The organism is Embleya sp. NBC_00896 (genome assembly GCF_045207785.1).
GTDB lineage: Bacteria > Actinomycetota > Actinomycetes > Streptomycetales > Streptomycetaceae > Embleya.
In genome coordinates this window covers 3871351-3897068 of record NZ_CP108776.1, presented here as the reverse complement: position 1 = coordinate 3897068, position 25718 = coordinate 3871351, and the positions used below count along the sequence as shown (strand labels likewise).

Sequence of the window (25718 nt, the reverse complement as noted above, 5' to 3'; positions counted from 1 at the left end):
GGAATCTGCAACAACCGCCACGCGTAGTAATCCGCACGGCTATCCATCAGGCACCCGCCGACTTCTTGCCAGCCGGAGCCGAACCGTCCACCGGAGCCAGGCCCTCAGCCTTCACGGACCAGTTGACGCCGTACGTGTCCTTGCCGGACCAGCCATCGATCCACGCCCGACCGGTCAACCGGTGCGGCATCATCAGCGCGAGGTCCGCCGCAGCCCCGGGCAGCGTGAGCCGCATCGGAACCGCCTTGCTCGCCCCGGCCACCATCACGTTCACGTCCACGTGAAAGGCGATCTCACCCGTGCGCTTGTCGGTCTGCTCACGAGTCGCCCCGGCCAACGGGAAGACCATCACGTCGGTGAGCACGATCGGGAAACCTTCAACAGCCATGGAGCCCACTCCTTGAGTCGAGACGTCGCGCGGCGCGGGGTTTCCGCGTCACCCTTTAGAGGTGCGAGCGGCGACGCCCGTGTGACACGTCCGAAAAAGATTTCGAGACGGCATCCCGCCAACCCGAAGGGCGGCGCAACACTTGAACTCAACGTGCAAGATCTGCACACTATGGTCAAGAAGAATCTACGACGTGCAGACATGGGGGCGCAGTGGCTCGACATGGGATGCTGGGAGCACGCGAACAGAGAGGAGGGCGCCGCCATGGGGCGTCCAGCCCAACCGGTCCCCTCGGAGTTGGACGAGTGGGCCTTGCATCACATCCAAGTGGCAACCCGGCTACTGGCTGTTGCCAGCGAGAGGTCACGTCCGTTCACCGCCACCGACGACTACTGGTCAAAGATGGTGCTAACCGCGCTTGAAGGCGCGCGCGCGGAAATCAACCGCCTAGCAGGTGTCATCACGTCATATGCAGTCAACGAGGCAGGCGTAAGCAATCGCGAATGTGCCGAGATTGCCGGCGTCGCCCCAAACACCTTGCGCAGCAGGTCAGCGGCCTACCACGGCGAAATGCTAGACGCCAAAGACGGCGTTCTGAGCTTCGAAAAGGTACAGGCGGAGGGGTTGAGAGACGACATCTTGCTACACAACACGCTAAAGGAAAGAGACAAGGAAAGAAGCTAGAGGATGCGAAACGAAAAGGCGCCACGGCATATCGCCAGTGGCGCTTTTTGTTGCTCATCAACCGAACATGGATACATCGGCGGCAGGGCGAGGAGGGGTCCTGTGGACAGCACAAAGCCCCGCCGGGCCACGAACGGCCAGACGGGGCAGGGGCGGGTGCGGCTAGGGTCTGTTTGAAAGTGGATCTTGGTCATAGCCATTCGCCGATGGCGGCGATGGTGACGGTGGCTTGGTAGCGGACGGCGAGTTTGTCGTATCGGGTGGCGACTGCGCGGTTGCGTTTGAGGCGGTTGATGCCGCATTCGACGGCGTGGCGGGCCTTGTAGTCCTCGCGGTCGAAGGCCGGCGGGCGTCCGCCCGCCGGCCCGCGGTTCTTGCGGTTGCGGATCTGGTCGGCGGGTTCGGGGATGGTGCAGGCGATGCCGCGTCTGCGCAGCAGTGCGCGGTTCGCGCGGGAGCTGTAGGCCTTGTCGCCGCGCACCCGCCCGGGGCGGGTGCGCGGTCTCCCGGGTCCGGTCCTGGGGACGCGGATCGCGTCGAGGAGGTTCGCGAACTGCGGGGAGTCGCCGCGCTGTCCGGCAGTGAGCAGCACCGCGAGCGGGCGCTGGCCCTGCTCGACCACGAGGTGGATCTTCGTGGTCAGCCAGCCGCGGGAGCGTCCGAGGGCGTGGTCGGCAGGCTCGTCGGCGAGGCCGCCGGGCGCCTCGCGCTGCAGATCCCCCTTTTCCGCGCCCCGGCCGCGTGCTGGTGCGCCCGCGCGATCGTGGAGTCGACGTTCACGTCCCAGGTGATCAGCCCGGCCGCGTCAGCGCGGGCCTGGAGCTGTTCGAGGATCCGGGCCCAGGTGCCGTCGCGCTGCCAGCACCGGAACAGGCTGTAGGCGGACTCCCACGGCCCGTACCGCTCGGGTATGTCCCGCCACGGCGTGCCCGCCCGGGCGCGCCACCGGATCGCGTTGATCTGGTCCCGACGCGTCCATTGCGTCGGCCGGCCGCGCTTGCGCGCGGCCGGCAACAACGGTTCCAGCACAGCCCATTGACCCTCGGTCAGATCTCCCCGTCCCACCAGAAGATCATCCCAGACCAAGATCCACTTTCAAGCAGACCCTAGACGCATGAACTGAGCCCGGCGCTCTGAACGCTCGTCGCGGACAGCCGGTGACCGGGAACGACCCGGCCACCGGCTTTCCGGGCGGCCGCCTCGAATGTCAGGGAAGTCCCTGGCGCCGGAATCGGATTCGCTTGGCAAGATCACCAAATGAGCCGTACAGAACCGATTTCCCCCGCGTCCCACTCCTACGGACTCCGCCACGGCGGGTCCACGATCCCGGGCTTCATCGTCGCCACGGTCGTCACGGTGATCGGCGTCGCCACCGTGCCCTTTGCCGACGGTTGGGGCGTCCCCTTGGCGATCGGCGTGGGCGCCGTCGGCCTGGTCTTCGTCGTCCTCGCCCTGGTCTCGTCCCGGCGCGTCGTCGTGCGGGCCGACGCCACTGGCCTGGCCCTCCGCCCGGCGTTCCAGACCGCGCGTACCGTCCCCTGGGCGCACGTCAACGCCGTGGTCGTGTGGTCGATGGACGAGCAGGGCCGGCGCGGCCTGCGCGGCCTCGGCGTCGTGGCCGACCCCGAACACCGCGCCACCATCACGCGGCCCGCAGGCGGGTTCATGAACTGGTCGTGGGCGGCGTACGACGCCGGCGCGGGCGCCACCGTCTCCCCCTTCACCACCCCATGGCAGGGCGACGTCGACGACCTGCGTGAACTCGTCACGGTCATCCGGCACTTCGCCCCCGCCGCCCGGATCGTCGACCACGCCCACGCGAATCCGGTCGGCACCGACACTCTCGACGACGAAGACGACGACTAGATGAATGAGTCCAAGGGGTGTTGTCGCGGTCAGTGATCGTAGGCGATCAGTGATCTTTTGATCGGCTGCTCGGTCTTGTCGTTGTGCCAGATCGCGGCGGTGAGTGCGAGGACGCGTGTGAGGACTCGGACGGTCACGCCCGCCGGGGTCCTGCCGCCGTGTCGTTCCAGGTCGAGCTGTCCCTTGAAGGTCTGGTTGATCGACTCGATGACCTGCCGCAGCGGCTTGAACAGGTGCGATCCGGCCCGCTCGGGCTCTCCCTTGCGGGCCGGGCGCAACAGGACGAGCTCACGCTGGGTGAGGTCGTCTTCGAACGCGCGGCCGTAGTAGTTCTTGTCTCCGATGATCGTCTGGCCCGGGATGCGTGGTTCCGACCTCGGGCGCGGTGTCGAGCATGCCGCGCAGGATTTCGCGCTCGTCGGCCTTCGCGCCGGTGAGCGCGAACAGGATCGGGAGTCCGCCGAGCGTGCAGACCAGGTGCAGACGCAGGCCCCAGAAATACCGGGAGTGCGACGCGCAGTAGCCGTACTCGGCCCAACCGGCCAGGTCCGAGCGTTTCGCCGTCTCCCGGGAACAGCCGCAGCCGACCGGGGTCGAGTCGACCACCCACACGTCGTCGCCCCACAGCGACGTGTCCGACGCGAGCATCCTGATCATGTGCCTGACCAGCTCGCACGCGCCGCGCAGCCGCTTGTTGTAGCCGGACTGCCCGGGCACGTAAGGGAACAGGCGGCGGAAGTCCCGGCCGACACGACGCAACCAGCGCCGCTCGGAGGTGTAGCCGAGCAGTGCCGACATCACCGCGAGCGTCACCAGCTCGGAGTCACCGAGCGTGGGCTTGATCCCGATCCGCGGACGCCACGGTGCCAGTTGCGGCGAAGCCTTCAACGCATCATCGACCTTCACGTACAGTGCAGTTGCGAGGGTGTCCAGGTTGTTCGTCACAGACTGACCATGGACGCCCTCGCTCCATGTCCGCAGGCAAACCCTTGGACTCATTCATCTGCGGCCGGGCTGATCACCTGGGACGTGAACGTCGACTCCACGATCGCGCGGGCGCACCAGCACGCGGCCGGGGCGCGGAAAAAGGGGATCTGCAGCGCGAGGCGCCCGGCGGCCTCGCCGACGAGCCTGCCGACCACGCCCTCGGACGCTCCCGCGGCGGGCTGACCACGAAGATCCACCTCGTGGCCGAGCAGGGCCAGCGCCCGCTCGCGGTGCTGCTCACTGCCGGACAGCGCGGCGACTCCCCGCAGTTCGCGAACCTCCTCGACGCGATCCGCGTCCCCAGGACCGGACCCGGGAGACCGCACCCGCCCCGGGCGGGTGCGCGGCGACAAGGCCTACAGCTCCCGCGCGAACCGCGCACTGCTGCGCAGACGCGGCATCGCCTGCACCATCCCCGAACCCGCCGACCAGATCCGCAACCGCAAGAACCGCGGGCCGGCGGGCGGACGCCCGCCGGCCTTCGACCGCGAGGACTACAAGGCCCGCCACGCCGTCGAATGCGGCATCAACCGCCTCAAACGCAACCGCGCAGTCGCCACCCGATACGACAAACTCGCCGTCCGCTACCAAGCCACCGTCACCATCGCCGCCATCGGCGAATGGCTATGACCAAGATCCACTTTCAAACAGACCCTAGGCGTTCAGCGCCGCCGTAAGGGCTCGCCATGACGCGGCCCCGACCACGAGGTGACCAACGCTCAGGTCCTTACTGTCACGGACCGGGACGAGGCCCGGGAAGTCGCCGGCGACTTCGACGCACTGACCCCCTTCGGCGTTGCTGTAGCTGGACTTTCGCCATGCGCAGGGCTTGGGCTGAGCTTGGGATGCGTGCACCACTGTCTAGGCCCTCCATTACTTCTCGGATCATGTCCATGGACATGCCTGTAGGTAGGGCTCGTGCCCGTTGCCGATCGTAGGTCACGGCGTACTGCGTAACTTCGTCCGGATCTTCAATCAGACGTCCGACGTCGGCACCTTCGGTGTACGCAACCTCGCGCTTGTCGCCTGTCGTGAGCACCGTCAACGAGCCTCCCATGCCTTCGTGTTCCCCCTCGGAGAACGGGAGTATCTGAACGCTGATGTGGGGATCGTGCTCGGTTGCCAGTAGGCGCGCGAGCTGCTGTCTCATTACATCCGGCCCGCCGACCCGCCGCCGGATGACGGCTTCATCAAGGACCACCCACAGGTATGGCGCGTCCGGACTGTTGAGCCGTTCTTGACGACCTAGCCGACCGATGACGCGTTCTTCAAGATGGGCTTCGTCGCGAAGCGAACGCCCTTTCCGCAGGACAGCCCGTGCGTAGTCCTCGGTCTGGAGAAGACCAGGAATCACCTGGACTACGTACATGCGCATCTCGCGTGCAGCGCCTTCAAGTTCTATGAAGGGCTGTGACCACGCGGGAAACGTCCTACGGCTCACGTGCGACCACAGATCGGTAAGGAGCCCGCCGGCCTTCAGCGTGGCGTCGAGCTCCATTGCGTTCGCCAGGGTCGGTGGGTGCCGGGTCCCTCGTTCGATCTGATTTAGGCGTGTGCCGCCAAGACCGTGCATGGCGCGCCCTAACTCTGCCTGGCGATACCCGGCTGCTTCCCGAAGCACGGTAACCATCCGGCCGAACAAGTCTGCGAGTGGCATTGCGTCTTGGGCCTCGTCGTCCATGCATCCCCCTTTACGGACAGTTCCGTAAACGCAGACGGCTGTTGCAGCGTAGCCGCCGGCATGAAGCTTGTTCCACAGAGTGGCCGGATCAGCACCTACGGCAACCGGAAGGTAGCGCCATGCCCAGACGTCTGTTCCCCCTTACCCAGCAGTGGACCGGAGACGAGGTTGACGAGCTGATACGGCGCGTTGACACGGTCCACGTTCGGGACGAACGCAGCGGGTTGGAAGGCCAGTTGGTCGCCCGCGACGGGCAGCGCGTGACGTTGGCGTTGGGCATGAGCACCTTTCGGTTCCGGTTGGACGACCTTCGGGTGCTCGTGTACGTGGACGAGGCGCCGCAGGAGGGGAACGCGAGTGCCGACGTATCGCGAGGGTGACTACGTGGAGCCGATCAATCCGGCCGCGCGAGAGGTCCGGCATCCGGGCCAAATCCTCATGGCTCAGCCGCTTCCCGCCGGCCAACGGCTCACCGTGCAGCCGTTCGACGGAGGCGTCATGTGGACCATGCCTGCCGACAGCGTCCAGCCCGCCGAGCGGCAGGCCCCAACCCAGTGAGAGGCAAACGCAGTGTGGCGAGAGTTCGTGCCGACCATCACCTATGGGGACAGCACCATCCGCGATGGTGACCCGGTTGTGTGGTTAGACGAGCAAGGCATTCCGCAGGAAGCCGACGAGGAGCACCCTCACGGGGTGCTGATCGGCCGCACAGCGGACGAGTCACCGCTAGGCCATCGTCAGGCCCCACACGGCGTACGACAGCTCAGGAGCGGTCAAGGAGTGGCGCGCACCCTTCGACCGGATCGAGCTTGACGCCTTTCGCAAGAAGACCGCCGACGTCATCCGCCGAGCGCACACGCACTGCTGCCCGGATGGCGTGATCGTGCACACCTACGGGGACTAGCCGATGGGCTGACGAAGTCCCATATGGAGTAGGCCAGTTGGCGCCGCCGCAGACACGGCCACTCTCCCTTATCGACCGTGCCCGTCTTCCCGGCGCGCGCGGTGCGGCTCAGCCAAGACCCGGGATATCTCAACAGGAGGTACAGCCGTGACGAGAGATTTGGGAACATGCGAAGCGGACACCACAACCTGCGGAAATTGCGGCGGCACCGCGACCCGCAGGGGGAACACGTGGACGTGTAACAACGGATGCGGCTGGATTCTCTCCGAGCCGTTCGCGGGCGGAGCCGCCGTCTTGCTGGCTGCTGTCATGTTTCTGTCCGCGTGCGTGGTAGGTGCGCGTCGTCGGGGCCCCGGGGCACAATAGGGGCATGAGCCAGGAGCCCGAAGTGATCCGGTCGCCTCGCATAACGCGTGTCGGGCGTTCGGTGCCCGATCCGTATTACACGTCGCACCGGTGCCCCAAATGCGGATCGCAGGTGGACGGACTACACGGACGTTGGGCGTGCGGACGCTGCGGCGAATGTTCGCCCTACAAAGATCCGCCTGGCGGTTGGCGGGCGGATCCCGGGTACGACGATCCGCCCAAGTCGGTACGGAAGCGCGTGCACAAGAAGTGAGCACCGACCAGCCCCGATCGGAGCCCCATCCGGTCGGGGCTGTGTGCTGTGTTGCTCGCGTGCAGAGTTTCTGTACCGGATCAAGGGGCGCCCCAGGGGGCGCCCGGCCGGCCCACGTGCCCGGCACCGGCTCGCCTTAGCCTTCGGCACGGCGGGCCGGACCGGGCAAGGAGCCGGCCACGTCAGAGACGCGCATGCGGAACGCATCGGATGGCTGGGGCAAAAACCAGGTAGCGGGGTGATCTCAGGTGGGACGAGACTTCTTGCTCGTCTTGAGTGCCCCACCGAGACCACCGTCTCTGCCAACCGGCGTTCGGTCGAGTTCCACAGGACAAACAAGGGCCGCGCCCCGAGCTGGTCATGCATCCGACTGGCCCACCGCGAACCAAGGCGGAGCCGCATCCCCGGCTTCCAGCAGCATCCGTCGCACCCGAGCCGCATCGTCCTTGCGCTCCTGGCCGACGACGACCCACCGAAGCACCTCCAGATTCTCAGAGGTCACCCCGGATTGATTGTGCTCCCTCCGAACGGCCCGCAGCTCCCGGAAGGTGAGGCCCGACCAACCCGGACGCGCACGCACCGCAGGACGCGGCCGAGTCCAACGCAGCTTGCATGGACGAGCCGGCACAGCAGCGCGCCCCTTCGTCAACCCCCGACCGTCTTTGCGCAGACGCGGCAGCACCGCAGGTCGTTCCTTCGCCCAGCGGACCGGCCCCGAGTGCGGACGAGCCGGCACAGCATCACGACCAGGACCAGGACGTGACTGTGTCAGCACGTGCCCCCGGAAGCCCCATCCCTTGTGCGCACGCCCAGTGCACGACCGCCCGCCCGAACAGTTCGCCGAGCACTGCAATTCCATGGCCGCACCTTCGGCCAGACGATGATGGAGCCGGGCCGGAGCCGTCTCCTCAGTCTTGGGAAGGTCCGCCCCGAGGTCTTTCGCGGCGTACGTCGTGAGCTTGCCGAGGTAACCCGCCACGACCCGAGCATGGGACCGACCGCGCCGAGTGGGGTCGACGTAGCGGACGTCCACTTGCGGCCCCCAGGAGAGGGACACAACCTCACCGGTCGAGTGGTCAAGCACCTTGCTGCGTACGGCCGTTGCAGCCGCAGCCAGGCCCCCACAGAAGGTATCCACATCCGCAGGAGCGGAGGGCAGCCGCAGGAGACAGTGAAGGTGGATCGCGCCGCGCGCCTGCCACTCTCGAACCACGAGGTAGTCAGGCCGATCCCCGAGCAGTCGCGACCACCGTTGCAGCGTCGTGTGCCACAGCCGGCCACTGTGCAGGTTGAAAAGCGTCTGTCGGTCGTAGTCGTACGTGCGCATGTCCACGGGCACACCGCGCAGCGAATCGCCCACCAAGTGATGCGCACCGCACCGACACCGCCGAGGACTACGACGTTCACCAGGACGTGCCTTCGTGCCGGCTTTGGGCACGTGGTGCACCGCACCGAAGCTCGGAGCCGTCAGCGTCACGAAGACGAACACGGCCGAGGGGTCCATGTCGAGCGCGCCCGTGCGGATCAGACGGGACGCGTCGCCCTTGTACAGCTTGGAGCACGAAGGGCACTCCGACGCCCGCCGGTTGCCGCAGCGAATCGGGACGGTCCGAGTCGAGCCGTCCGCAAGAAGACCCATGGCGGTCAAGGGCCGTTGGCAGGCGAAGTCCTCCACCGCCCGACCCGCCGCCGTCCGACGCTGCGCAAGCGCGTCGGATTCCTTTTCCCATTCAGCTTGACCGAGGCCAACCGCGCGCCCACCCTCGAAAGGTGCCGACGCGGTGCCCGGGGATGACTGCAACATCCTCGACTCCGTAACGAGCCGGCCACCGCTGTAACGGAGGTCGGCTCAGTCGTACGAAGACGAGGTCAGAACAGGCCGGATACTGGCCGCAGATTGGCCGCAAGACCCCGAGAAGCGTCGCGAGACGACGCGAAGTGACGCAAGATCAGCGATCACTCATCAGAGGTCGCGGGGAAGGCTCGAAACGACCGTGACCAGCACCGGAAGGGGTTCCGATGCTGGTCACGGGTGGGGCTTCAACGAGGAAGTCTCACGGAGCCGGATACACAGGCTCACGGTTTTCAAGACTGCCGCCATCGGCCACTAGGCGAGTCCTCCAGTGCCGTGACCGTTACCGGTCGCGGGCGGCATCAGTCTCTCATGAGCGATGCTGCGGATCACCGGGGATTCCGGGCCGACACGTCCTCGGGTCGGTGGTCGGGGTGGATGTCAGTTGTCGCCCACCCGCTGGCCCAGGGTGACCTCCGTGGTGGCCTGCTTGCCGTCGCGCTGGTAGGTGACCTTGACCTTGTCGCCCGGGCGGTGGCTCCAGATCTCGCTGAAGAGGTCCTCGTACGAGCCGATCGCGCGGTCGTTGAGCTTGGTGATCACGTCGCCGGGCTTGAGGCCGGCCTTGGCCGCCGGGCCGCCCGCGGTGACCGGGTCCTGGCCGTTGGGGCTCTGGGCGACGATCTGCGCGCCGGTGCCCGTGTAGCGCGAGTCGGGCAGGATGCCCATCTGGGCGTAGACCGGCTTGCCGCCCTGGATGAGGGTGTCCGCGACCCACTTGGCCTGGTTGATCGGGATCGCGAAGCCGAGGCCGATGCTGCCCGACTCCTGCTGCTGGGCGCCGAACGGCGACTGGCCGCCGCTGTTGGGCACCGAGCGGATCGCCGAGTTGATCCCGATCACCTCACCGCCCGCGTTCAGCAGCGGGCCGCCCGAGTTGCCCGGGTTGATCGACGCGTCGGTCTGGATCGCGTTCATGTACGAGACCTGGTTCTGGTCGCCCGAGGCCACCGGACGGTCCTTCGCGCTCACGATGCCCGTCGTCACGGTGCTGTCCAGGCCGAACGGCGCGCCGATCGCGACGACCGGGTCGCCGACCGCGACCTTCTCGGTGTCGCCGAGCGGCAGCGGCTGTACGTTCGCCGGCATGTTGTCGACCTTGACGACCGCGAGGTCGTAGCCCTCGGCCCGGCCGACGATCTTGCCCGGCAGCGTCGTGCCGTCGGAGAACGTCACGGTCAGCTCGCCGCCGTCGGCGGCGAGCGAGACCACGTGGTTGTTCGTGAGGATGTGGCCCTGCTTGTCGTAGACGAAGCCCGCGCCCGTGCCGGTCGCGGTGCCCTGGGCGCCGGAGCCGCCCTTGGTCTTGATCGTCACGGTGCTCGGGACCGCCTGCTTGGCGATGCCCGCAACGCTCGTGGGCGAGCGGTTCAGCGACGCGGGGTCCACCGGCGGCGACGACGAGTTGACGCCCGCAGAGGCCGGCTTGTCGTTGTCGTCCACGAGCCACGCACCCACGCCGCCACCGACCCCGCCGGCGAGCAGCGCGGCCACGACCGCGGCCACCAGGATCCCCGACGGCCGGCGCTTGGGCCGCGGCGCCGGCGCGGCCCCGAAGCCCGGGTAACCCGGGTAGCCCGGATAGGCCCCGGTCGCCCCGTACGGCGGAACCGCCCCGCACCGCCCGCGCCCGGCTGCGCCGCGGCGGCGAACGCCGCGGGCACCTCGGCCGACGGCTCGCCGACCGGCGGAAGGGGGGTCGTGTCCGGCGCACCCGACGGCGTCGCCGCACCGTGCGGCAGACCCACGGCGGGCGCCTCGACCGGCTTGACCGGAACCTCGGGACGGATCTCCGGCTCGGCCGGAACGGGTGTGGCGGGAGACGAACCGTGGGCCTCCCCTGGCACCGGTGAACCGACTTCGCCGCCGGTCACGTCGCGGTCGTCGCTCACGGACTTCCTCCCACACACATCGGAATAGTTGATGCCCACAGACTTCCCGACGCCCTGTCTGAACACCGTAAGAGCCGGGCCCCTCGGCGCCTCGCCCCGCTTATCCGGCGGTTATCCGCGCAGGTCGCGCGGCCTGCCCAAAGAAGAAATACGCCGCCGAACCCACCAAGAAAAGTACTCCGCGACCCGCGCGGACGCCGGCGAGGCGACACCGCGCACCCGCGACCCCCCGGGACACAGGCCGCCGGACACTCCGTGGTCACCCTGTGCTCACCCGGGGATGGCACGATTGTTCCGTGTCCACCATCGGGGCGCGCCCGCTGCGCGCCAACGTGCAGGTTGTCGCCCATCGAGGCGCGTCCGACATCGTCCCCGAGCACACGCTCGCGGCCTATCTCCAGGCCATCGAGGACGGCGCCGACGCCCTCGAATGCGACGTCCGACTCACCGCCGACGGCCATCTCGTCTGCGTCCACGACCGCAAGGTCGACCGCACCTCCAACGGCAAGGGCATCGTCTCGACGCTCGAACTCGCGGACCTATCCGCGCTCGACTTCGGCTCCTGGAAGGAATCCGGGGTCGAGCGCGAGCGCCCGGAGGAGCCCGAGGCACCCGACTGGGACCGCACGTCCGTACTCACCCTGCAACGCCTGCTCGAACTGGTCGTGGACGCGCCCCGCCCGGTGCGGCTCGCGATCGAGACCAAGCACCCGACCCGGTACGCCGGCCTGGTCGAGCGCCGCCTGGTCGACCTGCTCGACCGCTTCGGACTCTCCAGCCCCACCGGCGACGATCCGTCCCCGATCCGGGTGATGAGCTTCTCCCAGCTCTCGCTGCGCCGGATGCGCCTGATGGCGCCCGAGCTGCCCACGGTGTTCCTGATGGAACACGTCCCGCTCCTGTTCCGCGACGGCACCCTGCCTCGCGACGTCCGGATCGCCGGCCCCAGCATCGACATCGTGCGCGCCCACCCGCGCTACGTCGCCCGCCTGCACCGGGCCGGCCACCGCGTGCACGTGTGGACCGTGGACGCCCCGGAGGACGTCGAGCTGTGCCTGCGCCTGGGCGTCGACGCCATCATCACGAATCGGCCACGGCAAGTAATCACCCAGCTGTCCGGTTAGACCCTATTAGGGGGCGTACGCTGGTAGCCTTTCGAGCCGTTATATCCGTCTTGGCGTGATCGCATACCCCTATACGCCCCTGGGCGAGTCGGAGCGCGTGACGCACCGCCGTTTCCCGTCCGTCGGCATCGGGCATCTCAAGCCCGACGCGCGAGACATGCGCGCGAGGCAGGCGTGTGCACTAAGGAGGCCGGGGGTGGCAATGGTCGTGGCCCGTGGAGTGCCCGATTCCGCGGCGGTACTGGTACCGCACGCTCCGGTCGGTGTGTCCGCGGCTCGGCACCGCCTGGCCACCGACCTCGATACGCGCGGCATCGGCTGCGACGTCGTGGACGACGCGGTGCTGATCCTGTCCGAACTGTTGAGCAATGCCCTGCGGCACGCCCGCGCGCTGCCGTCCGGCAACGTCCGCGCGGCGTGGTGGGTGCGGCCCGACGGGCTGCTCGCGATCGAGGTCACCGACGGCGGCAGTTCCACCCGCCCGCGTCAGGCCAGCCCCTCGCTCAGCGCGCATGGCGGCCGGGGCCTGTCGATCATCGGCACCCTCGCGGCCGACTGGGGCGTGCGCGGCACCCCCGACGAGGTCACGGTCTGGGCGCTGGTGCCGATCGAGCAGCGCGACGGCAGCGACCGGCTGTGGGACGAGTTCGACCTGGACGCCGTGGACCCGCTCGACTGAGGTCGCCGTCCAGTCCATCCGACCCTCGATCGCCCGCGCGTTCGAGCGTCAACCCGTGCCCGGAGAACTCAGTACCCTCGGACCTGGTGAGTCGTCGACCACCATCCCCCCGACACCGAGGCGGAGAGACCGCAGCATGGGCAAGAAGGCCGCGCTGAAGGGCCACACCGGCAACAAGACCCAGACCGCAGCCGCAACGGGATCCGTCCCGGTCGTCGGTGGTCGCGAACCGTGCCCGTGCAACTCGGGCCGCCGGTACAAGGCATGTCACGGGCGCGAGGCGGCCACCGCCGCCGAGACGCTCGTCCTGCGTCCCTTCCAGGGGCTGCCGAACGAGTGCGACTGGATCGCGCTGCGCGAGCTCGTCCCGGCCGCGACCGCGCAGCTGACCCTGACGGGTGAGCACGCGGGGCAGAAGGTCACCCTGGCGACCGTGCTGCCGATGGCGTGGCCCGCGCTGCGCCGGGCCGACGGCACGATCCTGGTCGGTCTCCAGACCCACACCAGCTCGGGCGACGTCAGCCGCGACGTCGCGCACGCCCTCGAGCGCGCGCTCGTCCAAGAGGACGGCACGTCGGTCACCCCCGGCCCGCTGCCCGAGTCCGGCGACCGCCTGCAGGACCTGCTCGACGTGACCAAGCCGCTGGAGATCACGGTCCACCAGGGCTTCGACTTCTGGGTGGACGACCCGGCCGCGATGAACGCCGAGGTGAGCGCCTCGCTCGAGCGGGCGAACGCCGCCGCGATGCCGACGGTCCGACTGACCTCCGTGGACGCCGCCTACTGGTGTGGCACGACCGAGAAGAACCACCTGCGCTGGGTCATGCCGCACGGCGAGGAGGAACTGCTCGACGCGATCGCACGCCTGCACGCGGCCGGCGAGTCGAGCCTGGGCGAGGGCACCCGCTTCGTCGGCTCGTTCCGCGCGCACGGCCTGCTCGTCCCGGTGTGGGACCTGCCGACCGCGATGACCGCGGAAGACGTGGAGAAGCCGGCCCGCGAATTCGGTGAACGCCTCGCCGCGGCGATGGCCGACACCAGCCCGTTGACGCCGCGTCAGCGCAGCGCCCGCAACGGTCTACTGAACCGGCAAATCACCCTGAACTAGGGTGATTCCCTGCCGACCTGCGCAAACACGGGTTCTCACCACCCAGGGGCGCAGGTAGGGCACCCGGGATTGATTCCGGGCCGTCGGCCGGGCTGAAGAAGGCCCGGTCGACGGCCCGAGGCCCTCGTCGAGGAGCGCCTTGACGGATGCCTGGACCGTCGATCCGACAGTCACAGGATCGACCGGACAGCTCTACAGGGATTCCGAGGTTCGGGACACGAGTGACGGCAGTCGCGTGCCGGAAGCGCCGCCCTTCGTCCCGTCCGCCGCGCTGTCGTGATGCTGCGCGTCGGCGTCGACGTCGACGTCGGCGTCCGCGGCCGGCAGCTCGACGATGACGGTCAGGCCCGCCCCCGGTTCGGTCTCGACCCGCACACTGCCCCGGTTCGCGGCCACCCCCGCCTGCACGATGGCCATGCCGAGCCCGCTGCCCGTACCCGAACCACCCCCCGCGTCGACACCGCCCGCCGTGCCGTTCCCGCTGCCCTCCCGCGCGGCCCGGAAGAAGCGGTCGAAGACACGCTCGGCGTCCTGCGGTCGCATTCCCGGCCCCTCGTCGCGTACGCGTAGCACGGCACGCCGCTCCCCGCCGTCGCCCGTGGACTCGGACACCGACACGTGCACATCCGCGGACACCGGCGTGTGCGCCCGCACATTGGCCAACAGATTGCCGACGATCTGACACAGCGTCGCCTCGTCGGCCAGCACCACGCATGCGTCCGGCACGTCCGTATGCACCTGCCGAGCCACCTGCTGCGCGCGCAGGTCGGCGACCGCCCCGCGCACCACGGACACCAGGTCGATGGGACGCGGCAACAACTGCGGGCGCTGGTCCAGCCGCGCCAGCGCCAGCAGCTCGTCGACCAGCCGGGCCATCCGCTCGGACTCCACTCCCATGCGGCCCAGGGCCCGCGTGCGCTCGTCCTCCGACGCCAGCATTCCCTTCTCGTACAACTGCAGATAGCCGCGAATCGCCGCCAACGGCGTACGCAGCTCGTGCGACGCGTCGGCCACGAACCGCTTGAGGTGCGTCGCCGCGTATTCGCGTATCTCGAACGCCGACTCGACCTGCTGCAACATCGCGTTCAACGCGGTACGCAGTTGCTCGACCTCGCTGAACGACCTCTTGCGCGGTGCCACGCGCGCCGACAGATCGGGCCGGTCCGGACCGCCCTCGGCGATGCCCGACGCCGTCTCGACCATGTCCTCCAAAGGCCGCAGCCGCCACCAGGCGACGAAGTAGATGGACCCGCCCAGCAGCACCAGCAAGGCACCGCCGGCCAGCAGTTCGAAGTGCACGACCTGGTCGACCACACCGTCGACGTCCTCGGTCGAGCGCGCGAGCAGGATGTAGTGGCCGTCGCCGAGGCGCGCCGCGACGGCCCGGTAGTCGTCCCCCGCGAGGGAGATGCCGCGCGGCTTGTCGTGCAGCTTCATACCGCGCGGGTCCCGGACCACCGCCGCCAAGGCACGTTGCAGGGCGTCCGGCGCCTGGTCGGCGACCGGCAGGGGCATGCCCTGCTCATCGACCATCACGAAGGTGTTGCCGTGCAGCCCGACCGACATCAGCACGTCGCGCAGGGCCGCGGTCGGGCCCGGTTCGGACAGCTGCGCACGGGTGATGCCGGCCCGCTCGATGCCGGCCCGGCCCATGGTCAGGTCGTCGTCGACGCCCGACTCCAGATAATGCCGAACCCCCATCATGCTGAACCAGATCAGCAGCGCCAGCCCGATCGCGAGCACCGCGATGCTGCTCAGAGCCAGCGTCGCCCGCATGGCGACGATGTGCGGACGCTTGCGCGCACGCCGCGCAAACCCCCGGCGGACCCGGCCCGTCCGCGCGGCCTCGCCGCCACTCCCGGGCCCGCCCGCCTTCCCGTGCCGGCGCAGTCGTCCGCCCGGTCGTCCGCCCGGTCGCCCGTCCAGCCCGCCCATGTCGCTCCGCTCCTCAAGGCCGCCGGTCATGCCCCGCAGTCCGCCGCCCGGAGCCCGTACCCCACGCCCCGCCGCGTCGTGATCAGCGGCGGCCCGTCCGGCACCAGCGGGTCGAGCTTGCGGCGCAGATAGCTGATGTACGTTTCGACCACCGTCGACTCCACGACGTGCTCGTACCGCCACACCTCGCGCAGCAGTTGCTCCTTCGGCACGATCCGGTCGCCGTGCCGGATCAGGTGGCGCAGGAGCGCGAACTCGGTCGGGGTCAGCTCCACGCCGCGCCCGCCCCGGCTCGCGGTGTACGTCGCCTCGTCCAACTCCAGGTCGCCGTGCCGCAGTACGGGCGGACGCGGGACCGGCGGCGCGCTCTCGTCCGGCGTCGGCCGGGTGCGGCGCAGCACCGCGCGCGTACGCGCGACCAACTCGTCCACGTTGAACGGCTTGGTGATGTAGTCGTCGCCGCCGAGGGTGAGCCCCTTGACGACGTCCGCGGGCGCGTCGCGGGCGGTGAGGAACACGACCGCGATTTCCGGTCGTTCGGCGCGCAGCACGCGGCACACCTGGCGTCCGTCGCCGTCCGGGAGCGAGATGTCCAGCAGCACGACGTCGGGCCGCACCCTGCGTGCGGCGGCGAGGGCCGCGTGCACGCCGTCCGCAGTGACCACCTCGAATCCGTGGAACCGCAGGGTGATGGCGAGGACGTCGGCGATGCTCGGCTCGTCCTCGACAACCAGGACCGTGGCGCCCGCGCGCGGCTGACTGCTGCTCATGTCCCCAGTATCCGGGGGAAGTCTGCGGAACTTCGGGGGACTGGTTGTGAGCTTCCTGTGAGTCCGCCGGCCGCCCGCCGTACCGCCCCCGCACCGACCGAATCTGGCTGAGGACGCACGACCGGGCCGCGAGGCCCGCACGAGGAAGGAAACGGCTATGGCGGCCTGGGCGCGATGGTGTCTCAATCACCGGTTGACGGTGCTCCTGCTATGGGTGGTTGCGCTGTTCGGAAGCGTCGCGGCGAGCGTGGTGGCGGGCAGTGCGTACTCCAACGTGTTCAAGATTCCCGGGACCGAGTCGTCGACCGCGTACGAGCGCCTGCAGAAGGCCTTCCCCGACACGGCCGGTGATGTGGACAACGTCGTGTGGCGGACCGAGCACGGCACCGTGCACGACCCCGCGGTACGCGACCGCATGACCGCGCTGCTCGCCGACATCGCGGGCATGCCCGACGTCGGCCGCGTGGTCGGCCCGTACGACCCGGAAGGTGCCGCGCAGGTCAGCGCCGACGGACACATCGCGTTCGCCCAGGTGACCTTCGTCAAGCAGCAGTTCGAGCTGGACACCAAGGATCTCGAGCACCTGATCGAGCGCGCCGAGGAAGCGCGCGCGCCCGGGCTGCGCGTCGAACTCGGCGGACCCGCGATCGAGGCCGCCCAGGAACCCCCGGCCGGGCTCGCCGAGGCCGTGGGCGTCGTCGCGGCGGGCGTCATCCTCTTCCTCGCCTTCGGATCGCTGTTCGCGATGCTGCTCCCGCTGGTCAGCGGGGTGTTCGCGGTCGGCACCGGAATCGCGACGGTCATCCTGCTCAGCCACGTCACCGACATCCCCGAGACCGCGACGCTGCTGGGCAGTCTGATCGGGCTCGGCGTGGGCATCGACTACGCCCTGTTCATCGTGACGCGGCATCGCAACGGCCTCAAGGCCGGCCTCACCCCCGAAGAGGCCGCGGTACGGGCACTGGACACCTCCGGCCGGGCCGTCGTGTTCGCGGGCGGCACGGTGTGCGTCGCGCTGCTCGCGCTGTTCACCGTCGACATCACCCTGTTCGACGGAATCGCGATCAGCACCACACTCGTCGTGGTGCTCAGCGTGCTCGCGTCCGCCACCCTGCTGCCGGCGCTGCTCGGTCTCCTCGGCACGCGCGCGCTCAGCCGCCGCGAACGCCGGGAACCGGCCGCGAAGTCCGCCGGCGGCACCGTCGCCCCACAGTCCGAGGAGGCCGGGCGCACCGCCATGCGCTGGGCGAGCCTGGTGCAACGCCGGCCCCGAGTCCTCGGCCTCGTCGCGCTGGCCGTCATGGCGGCGCTGTCGTTCCCGGCCCTCTCGCTCCGCCTGGGCGCCAACGACCAAGGCAACCAGCCGACTTCGCAGACCGTCCGGCAGGCGTACGACATGCTCGCCGAGGGCTTCGGCCCCGGCTTCAACGGCCCGCTGCTCATGGTCGCCGAGCTCAACGGTCCGCAGGACCGGCAGGCGCTGGACACGCTGATCGCCGACGTACGCCGCACCCCCGGTGTCGTGCGCGTCGTCGAAGCGCCGGTGCCCGCCGACGCCCGCGGCCTCGCCGCCGGCACGCGGGCCGTGCAGGTCGTGCCCGCGACGTCCCCGCAGGCCGAGGCCACCGACAAGCTGATCGACACGTTGCGCGACAAGACCGTCCCCGCCGCCGCGAAGGGCAGCACCCTGAAGGTGCACATCGGCGGCGAGACCGCGATGCAGAAGGACTTCGCCGCCGTGGTCGGCGATCGGATGCCGGGCTTCATCGCCCTCATCGTGGGGCTGGGCGCGCTGCTCATGCTGGTCGCGTTCCGCAGCCTGCTGGTGCCGCTGACCGCCGCGCTGATGAACCTGATCGCGGCGTGCGCGTCGTTCGGCATGCTGGTCGCGATCTTCCAGTGGGGCTGGGGCATGGACCTGCTGGGGCTGGGCAAGGAGGGGCCGATCATCTCCTTCCTGCCGGTGATCATGCTGCCGCTGCTGTTCGGGCTCTCGATGGACTACCAGGTCTTCCTGGTCAGCCGCATGCACGAGGAATGGCTGCACACCCGCGACAACGCTCGTGCGGTACGCGTGGGCCAGGCCGGGACCGGGCGCGTGATCAACTCGGCCGCGCTCATCATGATCTTCGTGTTCAGCTCGTTCGTCCTCAGCGGCGACCGCGGCGCGATGATGGCCGGTCTCGGCCTGGCGGGCGCGGTCGCGCTGGACGCGTTCATCCTGCGCATGCTGCTCGTCCCCGCCGTGATGCACATCCTCGGACGCGCCAACTGGTGGCTGCCCGCGTGGCTCGACAAGCGGCTGCCGCACCTGGCGGTGGACCCGCCCGAGCGGCCCGCCACCGCCACGCCCGGCACCACCGGGGACACCGCGGAGAAGGTCCTGACGCCCAGCCTGTAGGGGATCGGGGGGCGCCGCCCGGTGCTCGGCCGACGCCGCGGCCGGCAGAAATGCTGCCGGCCGGCGAACACCACCGGAAGGCATTTCCGCTGGTCAGACCATTCGGCGGGCGCCCCCGCAGGTCAGCGATGCGCATGGTCGGTTCACCCTGAATCGGCAAACAAAAACCGCCCGCACGCCCGTCATTGGGCGTGCGGGATCGGTCATGAACGGTCGATAGCATGCCCCGGATTGGAGATCCGGCGGCTTGTTGTTACCGTTGATCCAGCTCGGCCGCTGATGCATCCCCCGTCTTCAGCGGCCGGGCCTTTCACTTTCCCGGGGCCTTTTTCACGGCTTTTCCGGAACCCGACCAAGAGTTTTTCGGGTCTTGTCGCGCGGTCCGCACCACGGCATTTCCGGACGTTTCCCGAACCGTTGTACCGGCGCTTCGCGGGACCCGCGAGGGTCGTGCGGATCAGCGCTGGGCCGTGGTCGACCCCGAGCGCAGCAGCTTGGTCCGGCCGTCCTGGGACGCCAGTTCGGCGACCGCGGACCAGCCGTCGACGCCCTGCGGCGCACGCACCCGCGGGCTCTCGCAGCGGCCCTCGGTGTCCTTCGCGGCGACCGTGCACGTCACCCGGAGCGTGTTGCCGCCCGGCTGCAGCACGCTCATCACGAGCAGCATCGGGTCGGGCGTGGGGTTGCGGTAGTAGACCCGGCCCCACACCTCCGAGCCGTCCCGCTCGACGCAGGTCTGTGCCCGGATGCCCTTGGGGCCCTCGATCGCCTTGCCGCACACGCTCTGCACCGTGGGGGCGGACGAAGTCGAGGGCTTGGCCGAGGGTTTCGCGGTGGGCTTGCCGCCGATCAGCTCCAGCAGGCCGGTCGAGCCGGAGCGGTCGCCGTCGGCGATGCCGTTGCCGAAATCGGCGGACTTGTCCTCGCCCGGGCGCGTGATCGCTCCGGCGTCGACGGTGTGCCTGCCCTTGTCCGGGCCCGCCGAGTCGGCGGACGCGGCGGCCAGCGGAACGACGAGGCACAGGCCCACGACCCCGCCCAGGGCCACCGTACGAATGTGACCCGTGCGTGGGCGCTGCATGGTGTCTCCCGGCGGGCGAAAGGCCCCCTTCCGCACGCTCCCCGAAGGGCGGGGTTCGGATGCGGAACGGGGCCGAAATGATCGACGCGCAGAGCCTATCGCGCCGCCACGACGTGCAGCGATCACCACATGTTGCGGTTACGCCACAACGATCACTCCACCGCGTGACGGCGCGCTTTCGATCAGGCCCTGGGCTCCGCGTGCCGGCACGTGTCCACCAGCGTGCGGACCAGATCGGCGACGGCCGGCAACCACGGCCCGCCGGCCGTCGGATCCCCGGAGGGTGCCGGTGGCCTGGCCCAACGCAACAGCCCGCCCTGCACCCGCGACGGCGGCAGCGCGAGATAGCCGCCGTCGCCGTGAAAGCGCAGGGTCGAGGGCACCATGCCGTACCGGTCCAGTCCGTACCGGTCCAGCAACTCACCCAGTTCGCCGAACTCGTACGGCTCGACCAGGAACGCGTAGCGCCCCGGTGCGGCGACGACCGGACCGGTGCGCACACCGAGCCGGGCGAGTTGGTCCAAGGAGCGGGCGCCGGCCTCGGACGGCACGCTGAGTGCCGCCACCCGTCCACCGGTCGCCAGGATCACGGACGCGTCCGGTGACTGTTGCCACCACCAGCGCGCCATTCGCTCGTCACATGTGGCCGCGAGCAGGGGAGGTTCACCCGGATGGGCGCCCGGCACGCGGCAATCGGTGGCACCGCAACGACATACGCCCGACCAGCGGTCGTATCCGATGCCGGGAACCACGGGCCAGCGCCATCTCGCACACGTCAGCACGGCCGACAGCAGTGCGGTGCGTTCCCTCCGTCGTCTTCCGAGGATCTCGCGCAGCATGCGCTCGTTCCTTTCCGTGAACGTGGAAGCACTATGCGTGATACTCAGGTACTCCGCAGCCGACCATGAGGGGCCCTCTTGGCGGCACATGGCGCGAGGTGGCGCAGGGGTGGCGAATTACGGCGCCCCGTACAGGTGGTGCACTCGCGAATCGAGCCTAGGCGGGAGATGGGGGCTCCCGAGCGGACCTTGTGCCATCCAATGCTGCGGTTTGCGCTGCGGTTGGGTCTGGTTGGTCTCTGCCTGGTCCAGCATTCGCCTGATCCAGCACGGTTCTGATCCAACACCGTTCACCGAGGACGACGAACGGCCGGCCCTCGGAGGTTCCGCAGATGTCACGAGACCGTGATCACAGGGTCCGAGAACACTCCCGCGATGTGGCTCTCCCCTCCGTTGTACCCCCAACTCTCCGGACCTTCACGCCGCCGCGCCGGAGCGTTGGGCAGTACGGGTGGAAACGCCCGGCGCGCGCGGCGGCTCGTAGGATCACGCCATGGCGGAGCACACGACCGGCACACCGGCCGGCGATACGGCCGTGGTGATCCCGGCACACGACGAGGAACAACGCGTCTCGGCCACGGTCGAGGCGGCCCGCTCGATCGCGGGCGTGGACCTCGTGGTGGTGGTCGACGACGGGTCCACCGACGACACCGCGGGGCTGGCCCGGGCGGCCGGGGCCGTGGTCGCGCGGCACGGCCGCAATCGCGGCAAGGCCGGTGCGATGGAGACCGGTGCCGCGGTGGTCGCCGCGGTGGACGTGCGCGAGGGCCGCTCCCGGCCCCGCCACCTGCTGTTCCTGGACGCCGACCTGGAGCGGACGGCCGCCGCCGGCGCGCCCTGATCGCCCCGGTCCGGGCCGGGGCCGCGGCGATGACGATCGCGGTGCTGCCGCCGCAGCTGCGGGCCGGCGGCGGGCACGGATTCGTCGTGCGCGCCGCGCGGGACGGGATCGCGCGCGCGTCCGGGTTCACCGCGACGCAGCCGCTTTCCGGCCAGCGCTGCCTGACCCGCGAGGCGTTCGAGGCGGCGCTGCCGCTGGCCGCCGGATTCGGCGTCGAGACCGGGCTGACCATCGACCTGGTCCGCCAGGGCTTCGTGGTCGAGGAGGTCGAGGTCGAGCTGCACCACCGGGTGACCGGCAAGGACTTCGCCGCGCAGCGGCACCGGGCCCGCCAGTACGCGCACGTGGCCAGGGCGTTGGCCGAGCGCGGGGCGGCCGGGGCGTTGCCCGGGGCGCTCCGCGGCCGTGGCTGACCCGGTGTCGGGACCACCGGTGGCGGACCGTCGGACCTCGATGTTTCACGTGGAACATCCGTTTGGGCGAATCGCGCTCGGGCTGCTCGGGGTCGCGATCGGCCTGATCGTGCTCACCGGGCTGCTCGGGCCCTCGGCCGCGCAACCGCCGATCCCGGGCGGTCCGTCGTGGCTGCCGCCGTACCGCTTCGACACGCACCCCGCCGCCGGGCTCGTGACCGGGCTGCTGCTGACCGCGGCGCTGGTCGGCGCGGGCGGGCTCTGGCTCGCGCTGCGCGCCCTGGCGCGCGGGTGGGCGCCGGATCCGGGCCGGCTCACCATCGCCGGCGCGGTGGCCGCACTGGCGGTGGTGTGCGTGCCGCCGATGGGTTCGGCCGACCACCTCGTGTACGCCGCCTACGGGCGGCTGGCGGCGACCGGGGGCGACCCCTACCGGGACACCGCGGCGACGCTGGTGCGGGACGGGGACCCGGTCGGGGCGGCGGTCGAGGCGCCGTGGACCGACATCCCGTCCGTGTACGGGCCGGTCGCGACCGCCGAGGAGTGGCTCGCGGCCCGGATCGGCGGCACGTCGGTGCACACCATCGTGCTCGTGCTCACCCTGCTCGGCGCGGCCGCGTTCGTGCTGACCGGACTGCTGTTGCAGCGCGCGGCCGGGCCGGATCGGGCCGCCCGGGCCCGGGTGGCGATCCTGTGGTCGCTCAACCCGCTGCTGCTGTTCGTGGCCGTCAACGCCGGGCATCTGGACGCGTTCGCACTGGCGTTCGCGGTGGCCGCGCTGGTGGCGGTCCGCCGCTCCCCCGCGCTCGCCGGCGTCCTGGTCGGGCTGGCCTGCGCGGCCAAGATCTCGCTGGGGCTGTACGTCCTGGCCCTGGCGTGGGGTCTGCGCGGGCGCCCGCGCGCGCTCGCCGCGCTGGTCGGTTCGGCGCTCGCGGTCGGGATCGCGACCTATCTGCCGGTCGGCTTCGGCGCGTTCGACCAGATGCGCGAGAACACCAGACTGGTCTCGCTCGCGGTGCCGCTGCGGCTGGTGCTGGGGCCGATGGAGTCGCTCTTCGGGCACGACACCGCACGCTCGCTGATCGGCCTGCTGGGCTGGATCCTGACCGGGCTCGTGGCCTGGCTGCTCGCGCGGACGGCCGCCCGGGCGCGACCCGCGGCGATGGACCACGTACTGCGCGACAGCGCCGCGGCGGCCGCCCTGCTCACCCTCGCGTGGCTGGTGACGACGCCGTACAGCCTGCCCTGGTACGACGTGGCCGCGTGGGCGCCACTGGTGCTGCTCGCGCCCTCCGCGCTGGACCCGCTGCTGCTCGCCCGCAGCACGCTGCTGGTGTGCGCGTACGTCCCGGGCCGGGTGGTCCCGCTGCCCGACGCCGTGGACACCTTCCAGCGCACCCTGCGCGGGACCGTCGGCCCGTGGGCGGGCGCGGCGATCCTGGTCGCCGTCGTGCTGGTCAGTCGGCGACTGGGCGGGCCTCCGCGGCCGCGATCACGGCGATCGCCAGCGGCGCCGCGATCGTGAGCGCGACCGCCGGGATCTGGATGCCGGAGTCGTTCACCGCGTAGCCGACCACCGCGGTCAGCCAGCACGCGACCAGCGTCGAGCGGAACCACGGCACGGCCTCGAACGACCGGGCCAGGGACGGCGATCGCCACTTCTCGGGGTTGCGCACGGCGAGGATGAGGAGCACGAACACGACCGGGATGATCAGCGTGAACGGCGTGGTGAACGAGTGCAGGTTGCCCATCATCTTGCGGTGCAGTGTGTCGCCCGCGTCACCGTCGACGATCTCCTGGACGAACCGGCCCAGGTGCGAGCGATCGGCCGCCGGGCGCAGCCAGTCGAGCACGGCGATCGCGCCGATCACCACGACCGCGCCGAGCCCGACCAGGCCGACCTTGGCCCACGAGACGCGCGTGCCGGTCAGCAGCAGGCCCAGGATCGCCAGCCCGGGGATCAGCGCGAGCACGCCGCCGAAGTCGCTGCCGAAGGCGGGCCACCCGTCGGCCACGACCGCGAGCGCGCCGACCGCCGAGAGCACGGTGATCGCCGCGCGGCGCCGGTTCGCCAGGATCAGCCGGCCGGTCGGCCACGCGACCGCGAGCAGGACCGCCATCGCGAAGATCGTCCACGCGACGTTGCCGAAGCCGTAGAACCGGCCCGCGATCAGCGGGGAGAGCCCGAACAGGGTGTTGAGCTGAAGCGGCGAGCCGACCATCACGTCACCGGCCAGGATCACCGCGGTCGCCGCCGCGACCACACCGGCCGGGCCGTACGGATGCCCGCGCCACGGACCCAGGAGCGCGATCGCCGCGAGCGCGGCCGAGAACGCGGCGGTCAGCCCGAGCAGCGTCCACGCGGGGTCGCCGGCCCGCTCCCAGGGCACGAGCCCGACCAGGAACGACCCGCCGGGAACGGCCCCGAAGAGCACGCCGACGCGGGTCGCGCCGGTTATCACCATGCCCCGCGCCCGGGTCCTCCCGGTCCGCCCGAACCGGATCGCGAGCCACAGCGCGAGGCCCGCCAGGACGATCGGCAGCAGCGTGAGCCAGGTGAAGAAGTACCAGACCTCGCGCACCGTGCGGGACGCCTGCGCGCCCGCGTCGAACAGCCGCAGTTCCTCGACCGCGGCCGTCCCGGACGGGCCGCCGACGCGGGTGTACACCGCGCCGACCAGCGCGCTCGGCGCGTCGATGCCCAGCGGCGCGAGCAGGCTCGGGGTGAGATCGGTGAGCTGGACCAGGCCGTCGTTGCGGGTCGAGGTCGCGGTCAGGTAGCCGGACTCGAAGCGGGCGCCGGCCTTGGTGCCGGGCCCGCTCACCAGCAGCGCGCGCAGGTGCGGGGTGCCGGTGTCGTCGGCGAGGCCGGCCACCACGAGCTGGGTGCGCGGCGGCAGCGCGGCGGCGATCCGGGCGACCTGCGCGTCCACCACCCGCAGCCGTTCCGCGCGGTCGACGCCGGGCCCGGTCAGGCCGCCGAGGTCGACCAGGGTCAGCGCCGAGCGCTCGATCAGCGCGGTGTCCACGGCGGCCGGGTCCGGCACGTACGCGGCCCGCACGCGCCCGGAGGCGTCGGCGCTCGCGTAGGCCGCGCCGGGGCCGACCGCGGTCACCGCGCGCCCGGCGTCCGCGACCGAGGCCGCGAGTTGCCCGAACCGCGGGTTGTACCCGAACTTCTCGTTGCGCTCGACGATCGCGCGCATGTCCGGCACGCTCGCCGATCCGTCCGCGGCGATCACCGGCGGCACGGGCGCCGCGCACGGCTCACCGCTCTTCGCGCTGGTGCGCTCGTCGGTCGAGCGGGCGCCGGCGCCCGTGGTGAGCCAGCCGTCGACGGGGCACGCGCGCGGGTGCACGGTCCGCACCGACATCGCGGCCGAGGTCGCGTGTGCGCTCAGCCCGGCCAGCGCCGGAGTGCCCCGGGGATCGATGTCGTCCCAGGTCAGCCCCGGGATCCCGAGGAGTACGACGTGCTCGGTGGCGGCCGTGCGGGCGGGTGTGGCCGAGGCGGGTGCGGGCACGGCCGACAGCGTGATCACCGCCGCGAGCACGGCGAGCAGCAACCGGAGGGGACGAGCGATCACGGGTGCCTGCTCCTCGACATACGCGGCATACACGGGGACGGATGATCGCCCCAGGCTATGCGCCTGC

At 70.4% G+C, this 25718-nt stretch carries 21 protein-coding genes and 3 pseudogenes; 12 read left to right on the top strand and 12 right to left on the bottom strand.

Going from position 1 to position 25718, the window contains the following annotated elements:
- Nucleotides 1–46: 46 nt before the first annotated feature.
- Nucleotides 47–388, bottom strand: coding sequence for a hypothetical protein (locus OG928_RS17685; protein ID WP_406284749.1), 342 nt, complete (start codon nt 386–388; stop codon nt 47–49).
- A gap of 12 nt (nt 389–400) precedes the next feature.
- Between OG928_RS17685 and OG928_RS17680 the strand changes: the two genes are divergently transcribed.
- Entirely contained in the window at nt 401–1072 is a 672-nt protein-coding gene (locus tag OG928_RS17680) for a hypothetical protein (RefSeq protein WP_406284747.1), read from the top strand.
- A 190-nt stretch (nt 1073–1262) separates the two neighbouring features.
- Here OG928_RS17680 and OG928_RS17675 read toward each other — a convergent pair.
- Nucleotides 1263–2137, bottom strand: a protein-coding gene (locus OG928_RS17675; RefSeq protein WP_406284745.1) for an IS5 family transposase whose coding sequence is annotated in 2 segments (ribosomal slippage) — nt 1263–1790 and nt 1793–2137 — 873 coding nt in all. Because the reading frame shifts where the segments join, the coding sequence is not laid out codon by codon here.
- A gap of 192 nt (nt 2138–2329) precedes the next feature.
- On the opposite strand from OG928_RS17675, the gene OG928_RS17670 reads away from it, so the two are divergent.
- Nucleotides 2330–2938: a hypothetical protein gene (locus tag OG928_RS17670; protein WP_406284744.1), complete on the top strand. Its 609-nt coding sequence runs from the start codon at nt 2330–2332 to the stop codon at nt 2936–2938.
- Nucleotides 2939–2967: 29 nt separating this feature from the next.
- On the opposite strand, the pseudogene OG928_RS17665 reads toward OG928_RS17670, so the two are convergent.
- A pseudogene (locus OG928_RS17665) lies at nt 2968–3808 on the bottom strand (IS982 family transposase).
- Here OG928_RS17665 and OG928_RS17660 point away from each other — a divergent pair.
- Nucleotides 3704–4555, top strand: a pseudogene (locus OG928_RS17660) (IS5 family transposase); the annotation flags it as partial. The pseudogenes OG928_RS17665 and OG928_RS17660 overlap by 105 nt on opposite strands.
- Nucleotides 4556–4579: 24 nt before the next feature.
- Here the strand turns inward: OG928_RS17660 and OG928_RS17655 are convergent.
- Together OG928_RS17655 and OG928_RS17650 are read right to left on the bottom strand one after the other, a co-directional pair.
- A pseudogene (locus OG928_RS17655) lies at nt 4580–4687 on the bottom strand (DUF397 domain-containing protein); the annotation flags it as partial.
- Nucleotides 4659–5606, bottom strand: a complete 948-nt coding sequence (locus tag OG928_RS17650; RefSeq protein WP_406284742.1) for a helix-turn-helix domain-containing protein — start codon at nt 5604–5606, stop codon at nt 4659–4661. The gene OG928_RS17650 and the pseudogene OG928_RS17655, both read right to left, overlap by 29 nt.
- A 119-nt stretch (nt 5607–5725) precedes the next feature.
- Between OG928_RS17650 and OG928_RS17645 the strand changes: the two genes are divergently transcribed.
- Together OG928_RS17645 and OG928_RS17640 are read left to right on the top strand one after the other, a co-directional pair.
- Nucleotides 5726–5986, top strand: a complete 261-nt coding sequence (locus OG928_RS17645; protein ID WP_406284740.1) for a hypothetical protein — start codon at nt 5726–5728, stop codon at nt 5984–5986.
- Between the two features lie 4 nt (nt 5987–5990).
- Nucleotides 5991–6164, top strand: a complete 174-nt coding sequence (locus tag OG928_RS17640) for a hypothetical protein (RefSeq protein ID WP_406284738.1) — start codon at nt 5991–5993, stop codon at nt 6162–6164.
- Between the two features lie 1323 nt (nt 6165–7487).
- On the opposite strand, the gene OG928_RS17635 is transcribed toward OG928_RS17640, so the two are convergent.
- Together OG928_RS17635 and OG928_RS17630 are read right to left on the bottom strand one after the other, a co-directional pair.
- Entirely contained in the window at nt 7488–8933 is a 1446-nt protein-coding gene (locus OG928_RS17635) for a replication initiator (protein WP_406284737.1), read from the bottom strand.
- Between the two features lie 429 nt (nt 8934–9362).
- On the bottom strand, nt 9363–10487 hold the full coding sequence (locus tag OG928_RS17630; protein ID WP_406284735.1) for a S1C family serine protease: 1125 nt from the start codon (nt 10485–10487) through the stop codon (nt 9363–9365).
- Nucleotides 10488–11169: 682 nt separating this feature from the next.
- Between OG928_RS17630 and OG928_RS17625 the strand changes: the two genes are divergently transcribed.
- The 3 genes from OG928_RS17625 (at nt 11170) to OG928_RS17615 (ending at nt 13784) form a co-directional block, all read left to right on the top strand.
- Nucleotides 11170–11997 (top strand): glycerophosphodiester phosphodiesterase, encoded by an 828-nt coding sequence (locus OG928_RS17625; protein ID WP_406284733.1) that lies wholly within the window; start codon nt 11170–11172, stop codon nt 11995–11997.
- A gap of 202 nt (nt 11998–12199) precedes the next feature.
- Nucleotides 12200–12676, top strand: coding sequence for an ATP-binding protein (locus OG928_RS17620; RefSeq protein WP_406291053.1), 477 nt, complete (start codon nt 12200–12202; stop codon nt 12674–12676).
- 136 nt (nt 12677–12812) lie between these two features.
- A complete protein-coding gene (locus OG928_RS17615) occupies nt 12813–13784 on the top strand; it encodes a DUF5926 family protein (RefSeq protein ID WP_406284731.1) in 972 nt (323 codons plus the stop codon).
- A 192-nt stretch (nt 13785–13976) separates the two neighbouring features.
- On the opposite strand, the gene OG928_RS17610 is transcribed toward OG928_RS17615, so the two are convergent.
- A complete protein-coding gene (locus tag OG928_RS17610) occupies nt 13977–15749 on the bottom strand; it encodes a sensor histidine kinase (RefSeq protein ID WP_406284728.1) in 1773 nt (590 codons plus the stop codon).
- Nucleotides 15746–16489 carry a response regulator transcription factor gene (locus tag OG928_RS17605; protein WP_406284725.1) on the bottom strand — a complete coding sequence of 248 codons (744 nt, stop codon included), beginning with the start codon at nt 16487–16489 and terminating at the stop codon, nt 15746–15748. The genes OG928_RS17610 and OG928_RS17605 overlap by 4 nt, the downstream gene beginning before the upstream one ends.
- Nucleotides 16490–16646: 157 nt before the next feature.
- Between OG928_RS17605 and OG928_RS17600 the strand changes: the two genes are divergently transcribed.
- Nucleotides 16647–18890, top strand: a complete 2244-nt coding sequence (locus OG928_RS17600; RefSeq protein WP_406284723.1) for an MMPL family transporter — start codon at nt 16647–16649, stop codon at nt 18888–18890.
- A gap of 457 nt (nt 18891–19347) precedes the next feature.
- Here OG928_RS17600 and OG928_RS17595 read toward each other — a convergent pair whose 3' ends face one another.
- Nucleotides 19348–19971 carry a hypothetical protein gene (locus tag OG928_RS17595; RefSeq protein WP_406284721.1) on the bottom strand — a complete coding sequence of 208 codons (624 nt, stop codon included), beginning with the start codon at nt 19969–19971 and terminating at the stop codon, nt 19348–19350.
- A 182-nt stretch (nt 19972–20153) separates the two neighbouring features.
- Entirely contained in the window at nt 20154–20810 is a 657-nt protein-coding gene (locus OG928_RS17590; RefSeq protein ID WP_406284719.1) for a bifunctional DNA primase/polymerase, read from the bottom strand.
- Nucleotides 20811–21303: 493 nt separating this feature from the next.
- Between OG928_RS17590 and OG928_RS17585 the strand changes: the two genes are divergently transcribed.
- Genes OG928_RS17585 through OG928_RS17575 form a run of 3 tightly spaced genes read left to right on the top strand, consistent with a single transcriptional unit; the run spans nt 21304 to nt 23589 of the window.
- Nucleotides 21304–21651, top strand: a complete 348-nt coding sequence (locus OG928_RS17585; RefSeq protein ID WP_406284716.1) for a glycosyltransferase — start codon at nt 21304–21306, stop codon at nt 21649–21651.
- 29 nt (nt 21652–21680) lie between these two features.
- A complete protein-coding gene (locus OG928_RS17580; RefSeq protein ID WP_406284714.1) occupies nt 21681–22064 on the top strand; it encodes a hypothetical protein in 384 nt (127 codons plus the stop codon).
- Nucleotides 22065–22113: 49 nt separating this feature from the next.
- Nucleotides 22114–23589, top strand: coding sequence for a hypothetical protein (locus OG928_RS17575; RefSeq protein ID WP_406284712.1), 1476 nt, complete (start codon nt 22114–22116; stop codon nt 23587–23589).
- On the opposite strand, the gene OG928_RS17570 is transcribed toward OG928_RS17575, so the two are convergent.
- On the bottom strand, nt 23522–25651 hold the full coding sequence (locus OG928_RS17570; protein WP_406284710.1) for a hypothetical protein: 2130 nt from the start codon (nt 25649–25651) through the stop codon (nt 23522–23524). The two genes, OG928_RS17575 and OG928_RS17570, sit on opposite strands and share 68 nt — an antisense overlap.
- Between the last annotated feature and the right edge of the window lie 67 nt (nt 25652–25718).

Bases quoted from the DNA above. Each gene is read 5' to 3' on its own strand.
- OG928_RS17645 (WP_406284740.1), top strand. From the start codon at position 5,726: ATGCCCAGACGTCTGTTCCCCCTTACCCAGCAGTGGACCGGAGACGAG.
- OG928_RS17650 (WP_406284742.1), bottom strand. From the start codon at position 5,606: ATGGACGACGAGGCCCAAGACGCAATGCCACTCGCAGACTTGTTCGGC.
- OG928_RS17610 (WP_406284728.1), bottom strand. From the start codon at position 15,749: ATGACCGGCGGCCTTGAGGAGCGGAGCGACATGGGCGGGCTGGACGGG.
- OG928_RS17600 (WP_406284723.1), top strand. From the start codon at position 16,647: ATGGCGGCCTGGGCGCGATGGTGTCTCAATCACCGGTTGACGGTGCTC.
- OG928_RS17595 (WP_406284721.1), bottom strand. From the start codon at position 19,971: ATGCAGCGCCCACGCACGGGTCACATTCGTACGGTGGCCCTGGGCGGG.
- OG928_RS17580 (WP_406284714.1), top strand. From the start codon at position 21,681: ATGACGATCGCGGTGCTGCCGCCGCAGCTGCGGGCCGGCGGCGGGCAC.
- OG928_RS17635 (WP_406284737.1), bottom strand. From the start codon at position 8,933: ATGTTGCAGTCATCCCCGGGCACCGCGTCGGCACCTTTCGAGGGTGGG.
- OG928_RS17620 (WP_406291053.1), top strand. From the start codon at position 12,200: ATGGTCGTGGCCCGTGGAGTGCCCGATTCCGCGGCGGTACTGGTACCG.
- OG928_RS17615 (WP_406284731.1), top strand. From the start codon at position 12,813: ATGGGCAAGAAGGCCGCGCTGAAGGGCCACACCGGCAACAAGACCCAG.
- OG928_RS17685 (WP_406284749.1), bottom strand. From the start codon at position 388: ATGGCTGTTGAAGGTTTCCCGATCGTGCTCACCGACGTGATGGTCTTC.
- OG928_RS17585 (WP_406284716.1), top strand. From the start codon at position 21,304: ATGGCGGAGCACACGACCGGCACACCGGCCGGCGATACGGCCGTGGTG.
- OG928_RS17670 (WP_406284744.1), top strand. From the start codon at position 2,330: ATGAGCCGTACAGAACCGATTTCCCCCGCGTCCCACTCCTACGGACTC.
- OG928_RS17605 (WP_406284725.1), bottom strand. From the start codon at position 16,489: ATGAGCAGCAGTCAGCCGCGCGCGGGCGCCACGGTCCTGGTTGTCGAG.
- OG928_RS17590 (WP_406284719.1), bottom strand. From the start codon at position 20,810: ATGCTGCGCGAGATCCTCGGAAGACGACGGAGGGAACGCACCGCACTG.